The following is a 19916-nucleotide window of genomic DNA, read 5'->3' on the forward strand; positions in this document are numbered from 1 at the left end:
GCAGGCCGGTGACAATGCCGGGGAAGTCTGCGACAACCCGGCTCGGCTGGCATGACGGGAGGTAAACCCGCAGCAGACAAGGCGTGCAAACACGGGATATGGACAGAATGGGGCAGGACGCAGTGACGAAGGGACCGGTTGTGATCGTGGGTGCGGGGCATGCGGGTTTCCAGCTCGCGACCTCGCTGCGTCAGGCAGGCTTTGCCGATCCCATTCACCTGATCAACGACGAGCCGCATCTTCCGTATCAGCGCCCGCCGCTGTCGAAGGCGTATCTGAAGGGCACCGGCGGTCCCGAAACCTTGATGTTTCGGCCGCAGAAGTTCTACGCGGACCAGACCATCGATCTCGTCTATGATCGTGCCGTCTCTGTTCAGCGCGATCAGCGCAAGGTGTTGCTCGCCTCCGGCAGGACGCTCGACTATGGGCACCTCGTGTTCGCGACCGGTGCGCGCAACCGCCTGCTCGACATTCCCAATGCCAGCCTCCCGGCGGTCCGTTACTTGCGCATCCTCGACGACAGCGAAGCGCTCAGGACCTTGCTGGGCGATGCCAAGCGGGTCGTCGTGATCGGCGCCGGCTTCATCGGTCTCGAATTCGCGGCGACCGCACGCATCAAAGGGCTCGAGGTCGACGTGCTCGAGCTCGGCGCGCGGGTGATGGCGCGGGCCGTGACCGCCGAGATCTCGGACTACTTCCAGAGGCAGCATGCGGAAGCCGGCGTGCGCATCCATCTCGGCGTGCAGGCCACCAGCATCGAGGCCGACGGCAACAAGGTCACCGGCGTCAGCCTCAGCGATGGTCGGCACATCCCCGCTGACCTCGTCGTGGTCGGCGTCGGCGTGCTGCCGAATGTTGAGCTCGCCGCCGAGGCTGGATTGCAGGTCGCCTCCGGCATCGTCGTCGACGAATATCTGCTCACCAGCGATCCGCACATCTCGGCCATCGGCGACTGCGCCCTGTTCGTCAGCCAGCGCTTCGGCGGGACGCTGCGGCTGGAGTCGGTGCAGAACGCCACCGATCACGCCCGCTGCGTCGCGGCGCGGCTGACGGGCGACGTCAAGCCCTATGACGGACAGCCGTGGTTCTGGAGCGACCAGGGCAATGACAAGCTCCAGATCGCGGGGCTCACCACCGGCTATGACCAGGTCGTGCTGCGCGGTGATCCCACGCAAAAGGCATTCTCAGCGTTCTGTTACAAAGAGGGCCGGCTGGTCGGCATCGAGTCCGTCAACCGTGCCGGCGACCATATGTTCGGCCGCAAGTTGCTGGCTGCGGGCGGCACCTTGGATGCAGCCAAAGCCGCTGATCCCAGCTTCGACCTGAAGAGCGCTCTCGCTTAGAGCAGCGCGCGCACCTCCTCTGCGGTCGGCATCGAAGGGCCGGCACCCATCCGCTGCACCGAGATCGATGCGGCGATGTTGGCATAGCCGATCGCATCCGCGATCGCCGCGCCCTGCGACAGCCGCGCGGCGAGCGCGCCGACGAAGCAGTCGCCGGCGCCGGTGGTGTCGACGGCCTTGACCGCGCGGCCTTCGACCAGCCGGGCCTCGGCGCCAGAAACCGCGACCGCGCCACGCGCGCCGAGCGTGACGCAGACCGTCTGGTCGTCGCGAGGCTTGAGCGCGCGAACCGCCTCATTCACCTGCTGCGGCGTCGGCGCGTTGCCGAGTTCGATCCCGGCCAGGAAACTGAGCTCGGTTTCGTTCAGCACGAGCACATCGACCAGCGCGAACAGCGTGCTGTCGAAGGCGCTCGCCGGGGCGGGGTTGAGGATCGTGGTGGCGCCGGCCGCTTTGGCACGCTGGAAGAACGCTATAATCGTCGCCTGCGGAATTTCGAACTGGCTGACGGCCACGTCTCCCGAGCCAAGAGACACCTGTGCCACATCGTCGGCGCTGACCTCGGCGTTGGCGCCTGATATCACCACGATCGTGTTGTCGGCCTTGGCCAGCGTGATGATCGCGGTGCCGGTCGACGCGCTGGCGCTGTCCTTGACGGCGGCGAGATCGATGCCCTGGCCGGTGAGAAATGCGCGCAACTGCTCGCCGAAGGCGTCGCGACCGAGCCGGCTGATCAGCGCCGTCGGCGCGCCGAGCTTGGCTGCGGCGACCGCCTGGTTCGCTCCCTTGCCGCCGGGAAAGTACGTCACCGACCGGCCGGCGACGGTCTCGCCGATGCGCGGATGGCGCTCGGCCGCCGCCACCACATCCATGTTGATGCTGCCGGCGACGACGACCCGCCCCATCCGCTTGCTCCCCACAACCGCTAGACGCGCGCCTCGAATTCCTGCTTGACCAGCTCGATGTCGGCGAGGGTCGGCAGGCCGGCCTCGTTGCCGAGCTTCTGGATCTTGAACGTCGAGGCCGCGCGCGCGAACTCGAAATGCTCCTTCCAGCCCTTCGCCGGATTGGCGAGGTACGAATACACATAGGCGCCGTGGAAGACGTCGCCGGCGCCGTTGGTGTCGATCACGCGTTCGCGCGGGATCGGATAGGCCGGCAGCGTATGCACGGCGCCGACCTCGTCATACCAGAGCAGGCCCTTTTCGCCTTGGGTGACGCCGCCGATGCGGCAGCCGCGGCTCTTCAGGTAGTCGAGCATCTTCTCCGGCGTGAGGTCCATCTGCTCGCACAGCCGCTCGGCCACGATCGCGACGTCGATATATTCCAGGAGCTCATGGGTGTTGGTGCGCAGGCCGCCGCCGTCGAGCGAGGTCAGGACGCCGGCCTCGCGGCACAGCTTGGCATAATGCAACGCGGCGTCGGGCTGGTGGCCGTCGACATGCAGCGCCCGGCAATTGCCGAGATTGAGCAGCGGGAACGGGTGGATATGCGCATCGTCGCGGCAACGCACGATGGCGCGCTTGCCGTCCTTCGGCATGATGAAGGACAGCGAGGAGGCATTGACCTTCCGGGGGTGGACGGAGATGCCGTATTTCGCGGTCATGTCCTGGAACATCCGCCCGAGCCAGTCATTCGCAACGGTGGCGATCAGGTCGGGCACGATGCCGAGCTTGGCGCAGCAAAATGCCGCAGTCACCGCATTGCCGCCGAACGAGACGGCATAGTCGGAGGCCACGTGCTTCTCGTCCCCCGTCGGCATGTGGTCGGTGATGAACGTCACGTCGATGTAGGTCTGTCCGATGAAGAGGGCCTGCATTGCCATTTCTGTCTCACTAAGGGGTGATTGCGGCCCCGGCGCCGCAGATTAGCAAGCGATCAAAGCGGATCAACGCTGAAATTCTTCGTCAAATCGTCACCATGGTGGTCGAGATCGGCCCTCTGCTACCGGTGGCCCCCTGCCGCCGGCGCTCGGGTCGCGCTATGGTTGCCGGCCTGCAGAAACGCAGATTCGGGAGTGGAATATGACTGTCTATGCGGGTCCGGTCTTCGAGATGGCCACCAATCAGTTCAACGTGATCGCCGACCATCTTGGCATCCCAGCCGACGAGCGGGACCGGCTTCTCTTGCCGAAGCGGGCGATCACCGTCTCGTGTCCGATCCACAAGGATGACGGCACGATCGCGGTCTATGAAGGCTACCGGGTCCAGCACCTCCTGACCATGGGACCGACCAAGGGCGGCACGCGCTTTGCTCCCACCGTCGACATCGGCGAGGTGGCGGCGCTGGCGATCTGGATGAGCTGGAAGTGCGCCCTCGTCGGGTTGCCTTATGGCGGCGCCAAGGGCGGCGTCAACGTCGATCTGTCCAAGCTGTCCCGGCGCGAGCTCGAATCGCTGTCCCGCCGCTACATGCAGGAGATGATCCCGTTCGTCGGGCCGCACACCGACGTGATGGCGCCCGACATGGGCACAAACGAGCAGGTGATGGCGTGGTTCATGGACACGTATTCCATGTACCAGGGGCAGACGGTGATGGAGATCGTGACCGGCAAGCCGGTGTTCTCCGGCGGCACCTTGGGTCGCCGCGAGGCGACCGGCCGCGGCGTCGCCCATGTGTCGAGGCGGGTGATGGATGAGCTGGGCATCGACCCGACCAAGTCCACCGCGGTCGTGCAGGGCTTTGGCAATGTCGGCTCCTATGCCGCGCTCGGCTTCCACCAGATGGGCATGAAGGTGATTGCGGTCAGCGATCACACCGGCGCCCTCCATGATCCGCGCGGTCTCGACATCCCGGCCTTGATGGCGCACGCCGCCAGGCACGGCAGCATTGCCGGCTTCTCCACCGAGCTCGCCTTCGATCCGCGGGAGATCCTGACCCTGGCCTGCGACATCCTCGTGCCGGCGGCCGTCGAGCGCGTGATCGACGCCAAGGTGGCGGCGAACCTGAAATGCCGCGTCGTTGCGGAAGCCGCCAATGGCCCGACCACGCCAGATGCCGATCTGGTGCTCGACCAGCGCCGCAACGAGATCTTCCTCATTCCCGACATTCTCTGCAATTCCGGTGGCGTCATCGTCAGCTATTTCGAATGGGTGCAGGATCTGCAGCAGCTGTTCTGGGAGGAAGAGGAGGTAATGCGCAGGGAGTACCAGATCCTCGACCGTGCCTTCGAGCGCATGCTGACGCGCGGCAAGGCCGACGGCATCTCCCACCGGACCGCGGCGATGGCGATCGGAGTGGAGAAGGTGCGCGCCGCCAAGAACTCGCGAGGGCTGTTTCCGTGATCACCGGGCTCGACCACGTCGTCGTCCTGCTGCAGGACGTCCAGGCCGGCAGCGCCGCGTTCGAGACGCTGCTGGCGCGCAAGCCGTCCTGGCAGAATTCGGGCGAGGGCGCCGATCGCGTCCTGTTCACGCTCGACAATATGAGCCTGGAGCTGATGGCCCCGATGGGCCAGAGCGTGGCGGCCGACCGCATCCGCAACGTCATCAAGATCTGGGGCGAGGGGCTCGCCAGCATCTGCTTTGCCACCAACGACATCGCCAAGATGCATCGCAGATTGGAGCGCGTGGCGCTGAAGCCGGACCCGATCACCGAGGTCGAGAACACCGATCGCGTCTCGGGCCAGACGCTGCATTGGAAGCGCACCCGCGCCATGACCGATCTCACGCGTGGCGTGCGCATGTTCTTCCTCGAGCTTGCCGAGCCGCGCCCGCCGTCCGCCAAGACCGCCGATACGGCCGTGCTCGGCCTCGACCATATCGTGATCTCGACCGAGGATCCCGAACGCGCCGCCGCGCTCTACGGCGCGCGGCTCGGGCTCGACATGGCGCTCGACCGCAGCCATCAGGAATGGGGGCAGTTGATGTTCTTCCGCTGCGGCGACCTGATCGTCGAGGTGGTGAAGCGGCCGGTCGCCGGCAACGACAAGGCCCATGACAAGCTGTGGGGCCTGAGCTGGCGTGTCGCCGACATCGAGGCGACGCGCGCGCGGCTGCTCGCCGCCGGCCTGCAGGTCTCCGAGCCGCGCGCCGGCCGCAAGCCGGGCACGCGGGTGATGAGCCTCTACAGCGGCACCTGCGGCATCCACACGCTGATTTTGGAGAAGACGCCGCGCGCGGCGGCGTGAGGTCGAAGCGGAGCCGACGGATGCCCAGGCGATCGACTATCAAGCCCATGTGAACGCGCTGGATGCTGCGCGGAGTGCTGGTGTGAGTCACTTCGTCCTGCTGTCCGCCATCTGCGTGCAGAAGCCGCTGCTGGCGTTCCAGAAGGCCAAGCTGGCGTTCGAAGCGCATCTGCTGGAGCAGGGGCTGACCTACTCGATCGTCCGCCCGACCGTTGAGTCCCGTCTGTCTCCCCGTCATTGCGAGGAGCGAAGCGACGAAGCAATCCAGAGTCGCGTGCGCGGCCCTGGATTGCTTCGCTTCGCTCGCAATGACGATGGTGAGAGTTGTGTCGGGGCGGTGAGACCTAAGCTGACGGAAGTGAGACATGAAGGTCCCCATCTCGCGGCGCGTTTTCGCGTCCGAGCTTTGCTGATCGTCCTGCCCTCCTTGGGAAGAGGGCACGGGGAATGCCGGGCGCTGGCCGCACCCATGGCCCGCCTGCGAAAAAAATGCAGGCGGCAGGAACCACAGGTTCAGCCGAGAACACCCGGCATTCCCCGCGCGATGGTTTGACGGCTGCTTCGCGTTCTCCCCGGTGCGCCGGGCTTTCTGGCCACCGTTGCCCGCGCGACGCGTGAGCGCCAACGCAGGCGTAATACCAGCATCGGGGTATCAGGACCACGCGACTTGACCGTGCGCATCGCTGCCGTTCGTCGGCGCAGGAATCACCCACGCTGCAGCACCAACACGCCCACCGCATCCCGCACTCGACGTTCGTGACGACCGCGAAGCGCCCCTCTTGTGAGGCGGGACGGGAGAACGTATACATCAATTCTGAAAAAAAGAAAGAGATTTTTTCGAGGAGTGGGTGTCGGCCGGAGCGGGCGAGTATCGCCTTCTTTATGTAGCCGGTCAGACTTTCCGACAGCAGCGCGTAGGGCGGATGAGCGAAGCGTAGTCCGCCGCGCCGGCAGCAGTGAACATGCATGTCACAAGGCGTCGCTTGAGCGCTGGTTGTGACCGGCGAGGAGATATCGCTGATGAAATGCGGGTCTTTCGACAGCATCCGGCCGTGTCAGCGGCGGATTACGCTTCGCTCATCCGCCCTACAAATCACAGACTGAGGTGCTCCGGTCACTCCGCACAACGTGATCCTCGCCTCAGCCGACCACGCAAGGCACGTTCATGAATCCCCGAAACCGCACCCGGCCGCCGCGCACCGGGGCGCCGTCCAACTGGTAGTTCGGAAACCTCTTCACGAAGCGCGCGATCGCCACCGTGCCCTCCAGCCTTGCCAGCGCCATCCCTGCGCATTGATGGGCGCCGGTGCCGAAGGCGAGGTGGCGGTTGGCGAGGCGGGTGATGTCGAAGCGTTCGGGATCGTCGAACTGGGCGGGATCGCGGTTGGCAGCGCCGATGCACAGGGTAACGGAGGTGCCGGGCTCGAGCGTGATGTCGCCGAGCGTGACCGGCTCGGTGGTCATGCGGTTGCCGAGCTGGTTCGAGCTCTCGTAGCGCAGGATTTCCTCGACGGCGGTGCGGATCAGGTTGGGGGCCTCGATCAGCCTCTCGCGCTCGGCCGGATGCTGGCACAGCAGGACGAGGCCGTTGCCGATCAAATTGGTGGTGGTCTCGTGTCCGGCATTGAGCAGGAAGATGCAATTGTGCAGGAGGTCCTTTTCGCTCAGCCGCTCCCCGTCGGCCTCGCCCTGGATCAGGCGCGTCAGCACGTCGCGCTCCGGATTGCCGGGTGCCGCGCGGCGGCGTGCGACCAGCGTTTCCAGATAGGCGAGGAAATCGCCGACCGCCTGGTTGCCGCGGGCAAGCTGCTCGCGCGTCAGCACCGGCTCCAGCGCGCCGAGGATGGCAAGCGACCAGTCGCGCAAGGGGCCGCGCTCCTCGTGCGGCACGCCGAGCAGGTTGCCGATGACTTCGATCGGGATCGCCGCGGCGAAATCCTCGATCAACTCGAATCTGTCCTTCGCTGCAATCCGGTCCAGGAGCCCATCGACGAGCGCAATCAGAGCGGGCTCCATCTCGGCGATCGCCCGCGGCGACAGCGCGCCCATGATCAGGCGGCGCACCCGCGTGTGCGCCGGGGGATCGTTGAACACGAGGCTCGTCGTGTGATGCTCGTAGAGCAGCGTGTCGCCATATTTCGGCGCGAACTCGCGCTTCTTGTCGGACGAGAACGTCTTCGTCGCCTTGTAGGCGGTGACGAGATCGTCGTAGCGGGTGAGGAAATAGGAGCCGCTGCGGAGGCGCTTGACCGGCGCATGCTGGCGCAGCGCGCGGTAGGTCGGGTAGGGATCGGCGTAGAACTCAGGCGTCAGGCGCTCGAGATCGAACTGGCTGGCGAGCGCTGCGTCGTCGGTCATCGATGGTCCTCCCGTCCGAGTCTCGTTTGTTGCTGCGACCGTCGCACGGTCGGCAGCAGAAGAAAATGTGCGACCCGGCAGCGCCGGGCACCGAGGGCAGGATCGGACCGCCCGCCCTGCCGCAGATCCGCCGCTTTCAGAGGTATAGAATTGCCTTTGGCGACGGTGAAATCCCGCCAGCGATTTCAGGGACTTGGCCGCCAAACCCTGCTGCGCCGCGGCATCTTTCTTGACATAGATCAAGTGAGTATTTACTCACGGCCGATGTCCACTTTGCGCATGACAAGCGATCTCCGCAGGCAGCTGATCCTCGGTGCAGCCAAGCGCTGCTTCGCGCGTCATGGCTATGCCGGCACCACGACCAAGAGCGTGGCTGCCGCAGCGGCGATCTCGGAAGCGCTGCTGTTCAAGCATTTCCCCTCCAAGGCGGCGCTGTATGCGGAGATCCTCACCGAGGAGTGCGAGACCGACCCGGATTTCGAGGTGCTGCTCAGCCAGGAACCTTCGACCGCGACGCTGGTCATGCTGATGGCCGGGATGGTCCGGCATTTCCTCGGCATTGCCGACGGCCCCAATGAGGAAGAAGAGCAGCGGCTGCGGCTGATGGCGTCGAGCCATCTCGATGATGGCGAATTCGCAAGGCTGCTGTATGCGAAGATCGATGATCTCATCGGCGCCAAGTTCGTTGACTCGCTGGTGACAGCCGTTGCCTCCGGTGACGCCGTGCGCTTAGTGGCCGCGCCCCGCGACCTGTTCTGGTTCGCGCATCACACCGTGTTGATGGCGGCATTGACGCGGCTTCCATCCGTTCCATGTGTGCCGTATGGAACTGCGGCGAGCCTGGAGCGCCAGCTCAGCGAATTCATCCTGCGCGGCATCGGACTGACCGACGCCGCCATTGCGTGCTACCTCGATCACGAATTGTCGCAACCTCCGGTCCGGCCGGCGACGGCAGAAAGTGCATGACATGAACATTGCGACCGAACCCAAGCTCTCCGGAAAGCCGGTCGACGACAAGCCGCGCAAGCGCACCCGCCCGGTGCTGTGGTTCATCGTGATCGGCGGCCTGCTCGCGGCGCTGGTCGGCGGCCTCGTATGGTTCAACATGTTCCGCGACAAGATGATCGCGCAGTTCTTCGCCAACATGAAGCCGCCGCCGATCAGCGTCACCGTCGCGACCGCGAGCCCGGAGACCGTGCCGAACCTGCTGACGGCCGTCGGCGATCTCGCCGCCGTGCACCAGGTCAACGTGACCTCGGACGTCAGCGGCCGCATCACCGACATCATGTTCACCCCGGGCTCCACGGTGAAGCAGGGCGCGCCGCTGGTGCAGCTCTATGACGCGCCAGATCAGGGCGATCTCGCCAACTACAAGGCCCAGGTGACCGTGGCGCAATTGTCGCTCGATCGCGCCAAGCAGCTGGCATCGCGCCAGTTCGGGCCGCAGGCGACCGTCGACCAGGCCCAGGCCGCCTACGACCAGGCCCAGGCCGGCATCGCCAAGACCGAGGCGCTGATCGCGCAGAAGCTGGTGCGCGCGCCGTTCGACGGCGATCTCGGCGTCCGCAAGGTCGAGGTCGGCCAGTATCTCAGCGCCGGCACGCAGATCGTGTCGCTGACCGATCTGTCGGAGCTGTGGGTGAACTTCACCGTGACGGAGAAGGACAGCGGCCAGCTCAAGGTCGGCCAGACCGTCCGCATCGGCGTCGATGCCTATCCGGGCCGGACCTTCGAAGGCAAGATCACCACGATCGAGCCGCAGATCGCGACCGACACCCGCAACATCCGCGTGCAGGCGACGATCGCCAATCCGGAGCGCATCCTGAAGCCGGGCATGTTCGCCACCGCCACCGTGGTGCTGCCGGAGAAGCCGCCGGTGCTGACGGTGCCGGAGACCGCGGTCGACTACACGCTCTATGGCGACTCGGTGTTCGTGATCAACGAGAAGAAGACCGACGACGGCAAGACCGCGCTCACGGCCGACCGGATCTATGTGCAGACCGGAGATCGCATCAATGGTCGCGCGGTGGTCCTGAAGGGCCTGAAGGAGGGCGATCGCGTCGTCGCCGTCGGCCAGCTCAAGATCCAGTCCGGCGCTGCCGTCGCGATCTCGACCGATCCGCCGCCGCCGGTGCCGGCGAAGCCGCCGCGCTACTGAGCGAGCCTCTGAGCCAATGCCGGGCCGCCTCCATGAGGCGGCCCGCCCGCACCTCACCCGCCTCCTGCTGACGAGATTGCCGCGATGCGTTTCACCGATATCTTCATCAAGCGCCCGGTGCTGTCGGTCGTCGTCAGCCTGCTCATCCTGCTGCTCGGCCTGCGCGCGGCGTTCGAGCTGCCGATCCGGCAATATCCGAAGCTGTCCAACACGGTCGTCAACGTCACGACCGTCTATCCCGGCGCCTCCGCCGACCTCATCCAGGGCTTCATCACGACGCCGCTGGAGCAGGCGGTCGCGTCCGCCGAGGGCGTCGACTACATCACCTCGTCCTCGGTGCAGGGCACCAGCACGATCCAGGTCTTCATCAAGCTCAACTTCGATCCGAACCAGGCGCTCACCGAGGTGCTCGCCAAGGTCAACTCGGTCCGCTACCTCATCCCGAAGGAATCCAACGACCCGATCGTGACCAAGACCACTGGGCAGACGACGTCGGTGATGTATCTCGGCTTCTCCAGCGAGGAGCTGTCGGGATCGGCGATCTCGGACTATCTGACGCGCGTGGTGCAGCCGGTGCTGTCGACGGTCGACGGCGTCGCTGCGGCCAACATTCTGGGCGGCCAGACCTTCGCGATGCGGATCTGGCTGAACCCCGAGAAGATGGCCGGCCGCAACGTGTCGCCGACGGATGTCGCGGCGGCGATCGCGGCCAACAACTTCCAGTCCGCGGCCGGCCAGGCCAAGGGCTACTTCATCGTCTCCAACATCACGACGAATACCGGCCTGACCGACGTCAACCAGTTCAAGCGGATGATCGTCAAGGCCAAGGACGGCGGCTTCGTCCGCATGGAGGACATCGCCACCGTCGAGCTCGCGGCGCAGAGCACCGATGCCAGCGTCGCCTTCAGCGGCGAGCGCGCGATCTTCATCGGCGTCGACGCGACGCCGCAGGGCAACCCGCTCAACATCGTCAAGGGTGTGCGCGCGCTGTTCCCCGACCTCGAGCGCAACCTGCCGCCATCGATGAAGATGAAGGTGGCCTATGATTCCACCAAATTCATCCAGTCCTCGATCGACGAGGTCGAGCATACGCTCGGCGAAGCGGTGCTGATCGTCATCGTCGTGATCTTCCTGTTCCTGGCGTCGCTGCGCTCGGTCATCATCCCCGTGGTGACCATCCCGCTGTCGCTGATCGGCGTCTGCACGATGATGCTGGCGTTCGGCTTCAGCATCAATCTGTTGACGCTGCTGGCCATGGTGCTGGCGATCGGCCTCGTCGTCGACGACGCCATCGTCGTGGTGGAGAACATCCACCGCCATCTGGAGGAGGGCAAGGCGCCGGTGCAGGCTGCATTGCAGGGCGCGCGCGAGATCGTCGGTCCGGTCATCTCGATGACGATCACGCTGGCGGCGGTGTATGCGCCGATCGGCTTCCTCGGCGGTCTGACCGGCTCGCTATTCCGTGAGTTCGCCTTCACGCTCGCCGGCTCCGTCATCGTGTCGGGAGTCATTGCTTTGACGCTGTCGCCGATGATGTGCTCGGTGCTGCTGAAGAGCGCCGATGAGGGCCGCTTCGCGCGCCTCGTCAACCGGGTGTTCGGCGCGATGACGCGCTGGTACGGCCGCCGGCTCGACCGCTCGCTCGACTACCGGCCGGTGACCGCGCTGTTCGCGCTGACGATCCTCGGCCTGGTCGGCTTCCTCTACATGCACACCTCGAAGGAGCTGGCGCCGGAGGAGGATCAGGGCATCGTGTTCTCGATCACCAAGGCGCCGAAATACGCCAACATCGACTACATCAACTTCTACACCGACAAGGTCGACAAGGCGTTCGCGAAGTTCCCCGAGACCGACCTTCGCTTCGTTCTGAACGGCATCCTCGGCCCGCAGGGCGGCTTTGCCGGCATGCTGCTCAAGCCCTGGGACGAGCGCACGCGCTCCTCGATCAAGCTGAAGCCGCTGGTGCAGGCGGAGCTGTCGAAGATCGAGGGCATCAACGCCTTCGCCTTCAATCTGCCGGCGCTGCCGGGCGGCCCCGGCGGTCTGCCGGTGCAGATGGTGATCAGCTCGACCAGCGGCTTCCAGGCGGTCTATGAGCAGATGGCCAAGCTGAAGGACGCCGCGCGCAAGAGCGGAATGTTCATCGTCTCCGACAGCGACCTCGAGTTCAACCAGCCGGTGGTCAAGGTCTGGATCAATCGCAGCAAGGCGAGCGATCTCGGCATCACCATGCAGTCGATCGGCAACACGCTCGCGGTGCTGCTCGGCGGCAACTACATCAACCGCTTCAACCTCGAAGGCCGCTCCTATCAGGTGATCCCGCAGGTGCCGCGCGACAAGCGGCTGTCGCCGGAATCGCTGTCGGGCTACTATGTCGCGACCGCCGCCGGCCAGCAGGTGCCGCTGTCGACGGTGGTCAACATCGAGACCGCGACCGACCCGAACTCGCTGACGCATTTCAACCAGCTCAACTCGGCGACCTTCTCCGCCGTGCCGATGCCCGGCGTCACGGTCGGGCAGGCGGTCGACTTCCTGGAGAAGCAGGCCAAGAACCTGCCGTCCGGCTTCAGCCACGATTATCTCGCCGACGCCCGTCAATACGTCCAGGAAGGCAACCAGCTCGCCATCACCTTCGGCTTCGCGCTGATCATCATCTTCCTGGTGCTGGCGGCGCAGTTCGAGAGCCTGCGCGATCCGTTCGTGATCATGATCAGCGTGCCCATGGCGATCGTCGGTGCCTTGATCCCGCTGTTCTTTGGCCTCGCGACCATGAACATCTACACCCAGGTCGGCCTGCTGACGCTGGTCGGCCTGATCACCAAGCACGGCATCCTGATGGTGGAGTTCGCCAACGAGCTGCAGCTCAACGAGGGGATGGACCGCCGCACCGCCATCGAGACGTCCGCACGCATCCGCCTGCGGCCGATCCTGATGACGACGGCGGCGATGGTCACCGGCCTGATCCCGCTGCTGACCGCGACCGGTGCCGGCGCCGCCAGCCGCTTCTCGATCGGCCTCGTCGTCGTCGCCGGCATGTCGATCGGCACTTTGTTCACGCTGTTCGTGCTGCCGGCCGTCTACACCGTCATCGCCACCGACCACCAGGCCGCCGCCAAGTCGCAGCGCGCCCGGCAGATCGCCCAGTTCGACGCCGAGACCGACCACGCGCTGAAGGCGACGTGAGCAGTTTCTTTGGGTTGCTGAAGATCAACGGCGGCTGCTCCTGGCAGTCGCCGTTTTTGTCGGGCCGTCTCTTACTCCCCTTACTGTCGTCACGGCCGGCGGCGCCCGCCGCGGCGCTCAGCACAGCGGCCTCTTAAAGAACAGATGGTCGAGCAGGATCAGCAGAGCGGCGATGCCGATGATGATGAAAAACGCGAAGGCGTAATGCAAGGACCGATGGAAGTGCGCGCGATAGGCGCGGGAATATTCGTCGGCAGTCACACGGCGGAGCGTGAACCAGCCGCGCCATTCCGGTGCATGGCTCGCCATCAAGACCCGCTCGCGAAACGCCAGCGCCCAGATTACGACGCCAGCCCCCATGTCGACGATCGTCAACAATCGCAGGAGATCCTCAGCCATTCGAGCTAGCATGGAGAGACCTCGCTCACTGCTCCTGCTGCGGATCGAGCGCGTCGCGCAGGCCGTCGCCGAGGAGGTTGAGCGACAGCACGACGAGGAAGATCGCAAGCCCCGGCCAGATCGCCATCCATGGCGCGTTGGTGAGGAAGCGCTGGGCGGCGTTGAGCATGCTGCCCCAGGACGGCGCCGGCGGCTGCTGGCCCAACCCCAGGAACGAGAGCGCGGCCTCGGCGATGATGGCGGCGGCGACCGACAAGGTCGCCTGCACCAGCAGCGCCGGCATGATGTTCGGCAGGATGTGCCTGACCGCGATCTGCAGGTCGGTGTCGCCGACGCTGCGGGCGGCCTCGACATACTCCTCGACCTTGACGCTCATCACCTCGCCGCGGGTCAGCCGGACGAAGATCGGCGTCGCCGAGACGCCGATCGCGATCATGGCATTGCCGAGGCTCGGCCCCAGGAACGCCGCCAGCGCGATCGCCAGAATCAGGAACGGGCAGGCCAGCATCGCGTCGGTGATGCGGCTGATCAGGGCATCGATGAAGCCGCCGCGATAGCCTGCGAGCATGCCGATGGGGACGCCGATCGACAGCGCGATGACGACAGAGATCGCACCGGCCAGCAGCGAGGCCCGCGCGCCGTAGATGACGCGGGCCAATACGTCGCGGCCGAGATCGTCGGTGCCGAACCAATGCGCCGCCGACGGCGCCTTGCGCACCAGCGCCCAGCTCGTCTTGATGGGATCGGCGGGCGCCACCAGCGGCGCAAGCACGGCGAGCAGGATGAAGACCGTGATCAGGCCGAGCCCGACCATGGCACCCTTGCGCTTGACGAGGCGACGCAGGGTGCGCTGCATCGGCCGTTCGAGCGGGGCGAGGGTGCGGGCTCCGTGCGGAGCTGACAGCGTCGTCTCGACCATGTCAGCTCCTCAGCCGCGGGTTGACGAGGACATAGGCGAGATCTGCGATCAGGTTCAGCATGATGTAGACGGTGGCGGTGACCAGCACGACACCCTGCACCACCGCGTAGTCGCGATTGAACACGGCATCGACGATCAGCTTGCCGAAGCCGGGGATCGAGAAGATCTGCTCGGTCAGCACCGCGCCGGACAACAGCGTGCCGAGCTCGAGCGCGCCCAGCGTGATGACCGGCGTCAAGGCGTTGCGCAGCGCATGGCCGAGGATGACTTGGCGTTCGGAGATGCCCTTGGCGCGCGCGGTGCGGATGTAGTCGCTGCTCAGAACCTGCAGCATCGCGCTGCGGGTGTGGCGCATCAGGATCGCGGCGATGGCATTGCCGAGCACGAAGGCCGGCATGATGGTGGCGGCGAGGCTGGCCCGCCAGTCCTCGGCGGGCGAGACGTAACCGGAGGCGGGGAGCCAGCCGAGCTGGATCGAGAACAGGAAGATCAGCATGATGCCGAGCCAGAAGTTCGGCGTCGAGATGCCCCACAGCGCAAACAGATTGGCGGCATAGTCCCAGGCCGTCCCGCGCTTCACGGCGGAAATGATGCCGGCGGGAATGCCGATCAGGAACGCGATCACGATCGCCATCGAGGCGAGCTGCAGGGTCACGGGCAGCTTCTGCAGGATGAGATCGCGCACCGGCATCTTGATGCGCAGCGACTCGCCGAAATCGCCCGAGAGCACGCCCTTGATCCAGTAGCCGTATTGAACGGGCAGGGGCTGATCGAGGCGATACTGCTTGCGGATCTGCTCGATCACCGCCGGATCGCGCTCCTCGCCGGCCATCACCAGCGCGGGGTCGCCGGGCAGGAGTTGCTGCAGCGAGAAGATGAGGATGGAGACGAAGATCAGCGTCGGGATGATTTGGCCGAGGCGGCGAGCGAGGAAGGTTAGCATGGCATATCCCTCGCGCAGTCCTGAAGATGCCGGGGATCAGAGGCAGGTCGTGCCTCTAGCGTTCCTTCCCCCCTTGTGGGGGAGGGACAGGGAGGGGGGTGCCCCAAGGAAGGTCGGAGTTCGTGGCACTCCCCACCCAAACCATCCCCCACAAGGGGGGAGGGAGTAGAGGGAGTTCGCCGCGTCGGCTGCGCGTCCCGGCGGACAGAGGCCACCCGACCGCTCATTTCAGCTTCAGCCCGACCACGCGCACCAGGCCGTCCGGCATCTGCTTGTAGCCTTCGAGCTTCTTGGTGTGCGCGATCAGGATACGGCGGTGATAGAGGTAGAGGATCGGCTCGTCCTCGATCTCGAGCTTCGTCAGCTTCTCGTAGAGCGCCTTGCGCTGGGCCATGTCGGTCACGAGCCGCGCGTCGCTGAGCGCCTTGTCGGCCTCGGCGTTGGCCCAGACGCTGTAGTTCTGCGGCGCGTTGCGGTGCAGGAACACGTAGCTGTTGCCGTCGGGATCGATGCGGCCGCTCCATGACAGCATGAAGGCCTGATAGTCGCCGGCCTCGGCCTGCTTCAGCGAGGTCGCCAACTCGGTGACCCGGATCTTCAGGTCAAAGCCGGCCTCGGCAGCCATCGACTGCACGACCTGGGCGGCGGCCTCGGTCTCGGCGCCCTTCGGCACCATGAAATCGACGGCGACAGGCGGCATGACGCCGGCCTCCTTCAGCAGCGCCTTTGCCTTCTCGACATCGCGAGCACGGACCGGGAAGGCCTTCTGATAGTAGGGATGCGAGGGATTGACCCACTGGTTACCCGGCATGAACTCGCCGTTGAAGACGACTTGGTTGAGCGCCTCGCGATCGATCGAGAGGTCGAGCGCCTGCCGCACCTTGGCGGACTGGCTGAGCGGACCCTTGGCCTTGTCCTTGCCGATGTTGAGCGTGATGCCCTGATAGCCGAGCTCGATCGCGGTCGAGAGCGCGAGCCTGGAATCGGCGCGCACGTCCTTGATGTCGGTGGCGAGCACGCGCTCGATCAGGTCGAGCGCGCCGGATTTCAGGTTCGCCAGCCGCACCGTGGCGTCGACGATCGGCTGGTAGACGATCCTGTCGATGAAGACGTTGTCCTTGTTCCAGTAGTCGGCGAACTTCTCGAACACGATCTTGTCCTGCTGGACGCGCTCGACGAATTTGTAGGGACCGGCACAGACCGGGCGCAGGCCGAACTTGTCGCCGGCCTCCTTGGCCGCCTTCGGCGACACCATCATGCCGGCGCGGTCGGTGAGCTGGGCGATCAGCGGCGAGAATGGCGCCTTCAGGACGAGCTTGATTGTCAGGGGATCGACGACGTCGACATGATCGAGCGACGCCAGCTCGGGCTTGCGGAACGAGCCGGGGAAGGTGAGGTGGCGGTCGAGCGAGAATTTCGCGGCCTCAGCGTCGAACGGCTCGCCGTCGTGGAATTTCACGCCGGGCCGCAGCTTGATGATGACCTCCTTGCCGTCGGCCGAGGTCTCCTGCGACAGCGCGAGCTGCGGCACGATGTTCAGCTTCTCGTCGATGTCGAACAGCTTATCGCAGGTCGCGGCGAAGACGATGCGGCCGACATAGGTGCGGGCCATGGTCGGATCGAGAACGTCGGGGTCCTCGGCAAGGCCGATGCGCAAGGTGGTCTGCGCCTGCGCGACCGGCCCCCAAGAGGCCACGACAACGGCCGCGACCGCGGCCAAGCACCAGTTCCTCATCATCCGATGTCCCTCACGCGAATGCAGCCTGCGTTGTTGCACTATCAATACCAACCCCGATCACGTGCCATGCTTCCGGCTTGGTCATGTCTGGTTCGCGAGCGCGGCGGCGATGCCGGCATCAATCGTGGCGCGATCCGTGATCCCTGCAGGATTGTCGCGCGTCGGCATGAACTGCCGGAACACGGCCCAATGCTTGCGGCTGACGCTCTCCAGTCGTTCGAGCTCTGCCAGCGGATCGGGGTGATCATCGACACGCAGATCGAGCTCGGACCATTCCTCCTTGCCGTGGACCAGAAGGGCGGCCGACTGTTTGCCGCGCTTGTCACCGCCGGCGGCCTCACCGGCCTTCATGGCCGCGATCAGACGCTCCGCGAAGGGCAGGGCGTGGCTGGCGAGAAAGGCGTTTGCGGTCTCGTTCAGCACCTGCGGGCCGGCCAGCATGTTGCCGGCAATTGAAAAGCCCCGGCCTTCGAGATGGCCGCACCAGTCGATGCAGTCGCGGCCGGTGTGGGCGGCAATCTGGCCGTTGCGATCGAGGATGTGGAGCTGGCGGCTCTCGCGGCCGGGATCGGCAGATGTCAGCAGTTGCACGATCTCGCGCGGATGCCGGCCGTCGCGCAGCAGCGTGACGCCGTCGATGCCGTAATAGGGATTGACCAGCGCCTGGGTGGCGATGCCGCCGTGGCCGGCGACGATGAAGGGCACGCGCGCGCCGACGGCGAAGAAGCGGGTGGCGACGGCGATGCCGATCTGGCCGGTGAGATCGTCCTTGGCAATGATCGACCAGGTCATCGTCGCGTCGCTCTCTTATCGTCCGGCCGCGTAACCCTGCATGCCCCGCGGATTGGCCGCGGCGCGGCGGCGGCGGCCCACGCGGGAGGCCGCGGTGAGGCGGCCCTCCGACCAGTCGGGGCCGACTTCGACCACATGGCCGCGGCGGCGCAGCTCCTCGACGGTCGCCTTGGGCACGCGGCCCTCGACCACGAGCACGCCGGGGCGCGCGGTGCGCGGCCAGAATGAGATCGGGAAATGCTCGGAGTGCCACGCCGGCGCGTCGATCGACTCTTGCAGGTTCGTGCCGGCATGGACGTGGCGCAGGAAGAACTGCGTGTTCCACTGGTCCTGCTGGTCGCCGCCGGGCGAGCCCCAGGCGACGTAGGGTTCGCCGTCGCGCAGCGCCATGGTCGGCGACAGCGTGGTGCGCGGACGCTTGCCCGGCACCAGCGCGGCCGGATGATCCTCCTCCAGCCAGAACATCTGCGCGCGCGTCCCCAGGCAGAAGCCGAGCTCGGGGATGACCGGCGATGATTGCAGCCAGCCGCCGGAGGGCGTCGCCGAGATCATGTTGCCTTGGGAATCGATGATGTCGAAATGCACGGTGTCGCCGCGCACCTCGCCGAAGCGGCCGACGGTCGGCTCGCCCGAGCCCATTGCGCCGACGGCCTCGCGGTGGCCTTGGGCCTCGCGCAGCTTGACCTTGGCGCCGTAGCCGTCGAGCATGCCGGGACGCAGCTCGAGCGAGGCCTTGTCGGTGATCAGCTTGCGCCGCTCGTCGTTGTAGGCATCGGACAGCAGCGTGCCGATCGGGATGTCGGCAAACTTCGGATCGCCGTAGAATGCCTCGCGGTCAGCGAACGCCAGCTTCGCCGCTTCGATCTGCCAATGGATGAAGTCGGGTCCGGTTGGATCGAGGCCGTCGAGCGCAAAGCCCTTGAGCAAAGCGAGCTGCTGCAGCAGCACCGGGCCCTGGCTCCAGACGCCGGCCTTGCACACGGTGTAGCGGCCGTACTCGTAGGTGAGCGGCGCCTCGATGGTCGGCTGCCAGCGCGCCATGTCGTCGGCGGTCAGCACGCCCTTGTGGCGCGAACCCGAGACGTCCATCACCTCCTGCGTCCGGCAGAAGCGGTCGATCGCCTCGGCGACGAAGCCCTGCGACCAGGCCTTGCGCGCGCGCTCGATCTGCGCGTCGCGATCACCACCCGCGCTTTCGCCTTCACTCAGGATGCGCGCGTAGGTTTCCGCGAGCTGTGGATTGGTGAACAGCGTGCCTGGCCTCGGTACCTCGCCATTGGGCAGATAGAGCGCGGCCGAGGTCGGCCAATGCGTCTTGAACAGCTGCTCGACGGTCTGGATCGTCGCGGAGACGCGCTCGACCAGCGGATAGCCGTCGCGCGCGTAGGAAATTGCCGGCTCCAGCACGTCGCGCAGCCGCATCGTGCCATAGTCGCGCAGCAGCAGCATCCAGGACTCGAAGGTGCCGGGCACGCAGGCCGCGAGCAGGCCGGTGCCGGGCACCATGTCGAGGCCTTCGCGCTTGTAGTGCGCAATGGTGGCGCCTGATGGCGCCGGGCCCTGGCCGCAGATGACCTCGGTGCGTCCGCGCGTGACGTCGTGCAGGATGATCGGCACGTCGCCGCCGGGACCGTTCAGATGCGGCTCCACCACCTGCAGGGTGAAGGCCGCCGCGACGCCGGCATCGAAGGCGTTGCCGCCGCGCTCCAGCATCGCCATGCCGACGGCGGTGGCCAGCCAGTGCGTCGAGGTGACGACGCCGAAGGTGCCGTCGATCTCGGGGCGGGTCGTGAAGGGATCGGGGTTGATGAAGCTCATGGCCGGCTTTGCCTATCCTATCGAGTCGCCGTCATTGCGAGCGAAAGCGAAGCAATCCAGGACCGTGGATGACGCCCTGGATTGCTTCGTCGCTTCGCTCCTCGCAATGACGATCCATTCAAATTTCGCCTCATCG

The 19916-nt window shown here is 65.9% G+C and carries 15 protein-coding genes and 1 pseudogene; 7 read left to right on the forward strand and 9 right to left on the reverse strand.

Annotated features, from left to right (window positions below; all coding sequences use genetic code 11):
* The first annotated feature begins 107 nt into the window (after positions 1-107).
* Positions 108-1343, forward strand: coding sequence for an NAD(P)/FAD-dependent oxidoreductase (locus tag QX051_RS13150; protein ID WP_315776412.1), 1236 nt, complete (start codon positions 108-110; stop codon positions 1341-1343).
* On the opposite strand, the gene rbsK is transcribed toward QX051_RS13150, so the two are convergent.
* Complete coding sequence (rbsK, locus tag QX051_RS13155; RefSeq protein ID WP_315776413.1) at positions 1340-2248, reverse strand: ribokinase; 909 nt, start codon at positions 2246-2248, stop codon at positions 1340-1342. The two genes, QX051_RS13150 and rbsK, sit on opposite strands and share 4 nt — an antisense overlap.
* 20 nt (positions 2249-2268) lie before the next feature.
* Entirely contained in the window at positions 2269-3162 is an 894-nt protein-coding gene (locus tag QX051_RS13160; RefSeq protein WP_315776546.1) for a sugar kinase, read from the reverse strand.
* Positions 3163-3367: 205 nt separating this feature from the next.
* Between QX051_RS13160 and QX051_RS13165 the strand changes: the two genes are divergently transcribed.
* From QX051_RS13165 to QX051_RS13175, 3 genes and pseudogenes are all read left to right on the forward strand, one after another.
* Complete coding sequence (locus tag QX051_RS13165) at positions 3368-4627, forward strand: Glu/Leu/Phe/Val dehydrogenase (RefSeq protein WP_315776414.1); 1260 nt, start codon at positions 3368-3370, stop codon at positions 4625-4627.
* Positions 4624-5472: a VOC family protein gene (locus QX051_RS13170; RefSeq protein WP_315776415.1), complete on the forward strand. Its 849-nt coding sequence runs from the start codon at positions 4624-4626 to the stop codon at positions 5470-5472. The genes QX051_RS13165 and QX051_RS13170 overlap by 4 nt, the downstream gene beginning before the upstream one ends.
* A 13-nt stretch (positions 5473-5485) precedes the next feature.
* Positions 5486-5683: pseudogene (locus QX051_RS13175) on the forward strand (NAD(P)H-binding protein); the annotation flags it as partial.
* Between the two features lie 929 nt (positions 5684-6612).
* Here the strand turns inward: QX051_RS13175 and QX051_RS13180 are convergent.
* Entirely contained in the window at positions 6613-7830 is a 1218-nt protein-coding gene (locus QX051_RS13180; protein ID WP_315776416.1) for a cytochrome P450, read from the reverse strand.
* Positions 7831-8109: 279 nt separating this feature from the next.
* On the opposite strand from QX051_RS13180, the gene QX051_RS13185 reads away from it, so the two are divergent.
* The 3 genes from QX051_RS13185 (at position 8110) to QX051_RS13195 (ending at position 13171) form a co-directional block, all read left to right on the forward strand.
* The gene (locus QX051_RS13185; protein ID WP_315737712.1) at positions 8110-8796 is read left to right on the forward strand and encodes a helix-turn-helix domain-containing protein; all 687 of its coding nucleotides are present in this window, start codon (positions 8110-8112) and stop codon (positions 8794-8796) included.
* 1 nt (position 8797) lies between these two features.
* Positions 8798-9988 carry an efflux RND transporter periplasmic adaptor subunit gene (locus tag QX051_RS13190; RefSeq protein WP_315776417.1) on the forward strand — a complete coding sequence of 397 codons (1191 nt, stop codon included), beginning with the start codon at positions 8798-8800 and terminating at the stop codon, positions 9986-9988.
* A gap of 84 nt (positions 9989-10072) precedes the next feature.
* Positions 10073-13171 carry a MexW/MexI family multidrug efflux RND transporter permease subunit gene (locus QX051_RS13195; protein ID WP_315737193.1) on the forward strand — a complete coding sequence of 1033 codons (3099 nt, stop codon included), beginning with the start codon at positions 10073-10075 and terminating at the stop codon, positions 13169-13171.
* A gap of 117 nt (positions 13172-13288) precedes the next feature.
* On the opposite strand, the gene QX051_RS13200 is transcribed toward QX051_RS13195, so the two are convergent.
* The 6 genes from QX051_RS13200 to QX051_RS13225 all read right to left on the reverse strand — a co-directional run bounded on the left by QX051_RS13200 (position 13289) and on the right by QX051_RS13225 (position 19780).
* Entirely contained in the window at positions 13289-13570 is a 282-nt protein-coding gene (locus tag QX051_RS13200; RefSeq protein ID WP_315776418.1) for a hypothetical protein, read from the reverse strand.
* Between the two features lie 25 nt (positions 13571-13595).
* A complete protein-coding gene (locus QX051_RS13205) occupies positions 13596-14426 on the reverse strand; it encodes an ABC transporter permease (RefSeq protein ID WP_315776547.1) in 831 nt (276 codons plus the stop codon).
* Between the two features lie 64 nt (positions 14427-14490).
* The gene (locus tag QX051_RS13210; RefSeq protein ID WP_315776419.1) at positions 14491-15432 is read right to left on the reverse strand and encodes an ABC transporter permease; all 942 of its coding nucleotides are present in this window, start codon (positions 15430-15432) and stop codon (positions 14491-14493) included.
* Between the two features lie 223 nt (positions 15433-15655).
* The gene (locus QX051_RS13215) at positions 15656-17167 is read right to left on the reverse strand and encodes an ABC transporter substrate-binding protein (protein ID WP_315776420.1); all 1512 of its coding nucleotides are present in this window, start codon (positions 17165-17167) and stop codon (positions 15656-15658) included.
* A gap of 84 nt (positions 17168-17251) precedes the next feature.
* A complete protein-coding gene (locus QX051_RS13220) occupies positions 17252-17962 on the reverse strand; it encodes a DUF1028 domain-containing protein (RefSeq protein WP_315776421.1) in 711 nt (236 codons plus the stop codon).
* A 15-nt stretch (positions 17963-17977) separates the two neighbouring features.
* The gene (locus QX051_RS13225; protein ID WP_315776422.1) at positions 17978-19780 is read right to left on the reverse strand and encodes a gamma-glutamyltransferase family protein; all 1803 of its coding nucleotides are present in this window, start codon (positions 19778-19780) and stop codon (positions 17978-17980) included.
* Positions 19781-19916: the final 136 nt, after the last annotated feature.

It is taken from the genome of Bradyrhizobium sp. SZCCHNR1053, from assembly GCF_032381235.1.
In the GTDB taxonomy this organism is placed as follows: Bacteria; Pseudomonadota; Alphaproteobacteria; order Rhizobiales; family Xanthobacteraceae; genus Bradyrhizobium.

What these genes read in the sequence shown, in the direction of transcription:
- QX051_RS13185 (WP_315737712.1), top strand. Translation starts at nt 8,110, where the DNA reads ATGACAAGCGATCTCCGCAGGCAGCTGATCCTCGGTGCAGCCAAGCGC.
- QX051_RS13200 (WP_315776418.1), bottom strand. Translation starts at nt 13,570, where the DNA reads ATGGCTGAGGATCTCCTGCGATTGTTGACGATCGTCGACATGGGGGCT.
- QX051_RS13225 (WP_315776422.1), bottom strand. Translation starts at nt 19,780, where the DNA reads ATGAGCTTCATCAACCCCGATCCCTTCACGACCCGCCCCGAGATCGAC.
- QX051_RS13220 (WP_315776421.1), bottom strand. Translation starts at nt 17,962, where the DNA reads ATGACCTGGTCGATCATTGCCAAGGACGATCTCACCGGCCAGATCGGC.
- rbsK (WP_315776413.1), bottom strand. Translation starts at nt 2,248, where the DNA reads ATGGGGCGGGTCGTCGTCGCCGGCAGCATCAACATGGATGTGGTGGCG.
- QX051_RS13215 (WP_315776420.1), bottom strand. Translation starts at nt 17,167, where the DNA reads ATGAGGAACTGGTGCTTGGCCGCGGTCGCGGCCGTTGTCGTGGCCTCT.
- QX051_RS13195 (WP_315737193.1), top strand. Translation starts at nt 10,073, where the DNA reads ATGCGTTTCACCGATATCTTCATCAAGCGCCCGGTGCTGTCGGTCGTC.
- QX051_RS13150 (WP_315776412.1), top strand. Translation starts at nt 108, where the DNA reads ATGGGGCAGGACGCAGTGACGAAGGGACCGGTTGTGATCGTGGGTGCG.
- QX051_RS13160 (WP_315776546.1), bottom strand. Translation starts at nt 3,162, where the DNA reads ATGCAGGCCCTCTTCATCGGACAGACCTACATCGACGTGACGTTCATC.
- QX051_RS13210 (WP_315776419.1), bottom strand. Translation starts at nt 15,432, where the DNA reads ATGCTAACCTTCCTCGCTCGCCGCCTCGGCCAAATCATCCCGACGCTG.
- QX051_RS13205 (WP_315776547.1), bottom strand. Translation starts at nt 14,426, where the DNA reads ATGCAGCGCACCCTGCGTCGCCTCGTCAAGCGCAAGGGTGCCATGGTC.
- QX051_RS13165 (WP_315776414.1), top strand. Translation starts at nt 3,368, where the DNA reads ATGACTGTCTATGCGGGTCCGGTCTTCGAGATGGCCACCAATCAGTTC.
- QX051_RS13190 (WP_315776417.1), top strand. Translation starts at nt 8,798, where the DNA reads ATGAACATTGCGACCGAACCCAAGCTCTCCGGAAAGCCGGTCGACGAC.
- QX051_RS13180 (WP_315776416.1), bottom strand. Translation starts at nt 7,830, where the DNA reads ATGACCGACGACGCAGCGCTCGCCAGCCAGTTCGATCTCGAGCGCCTG.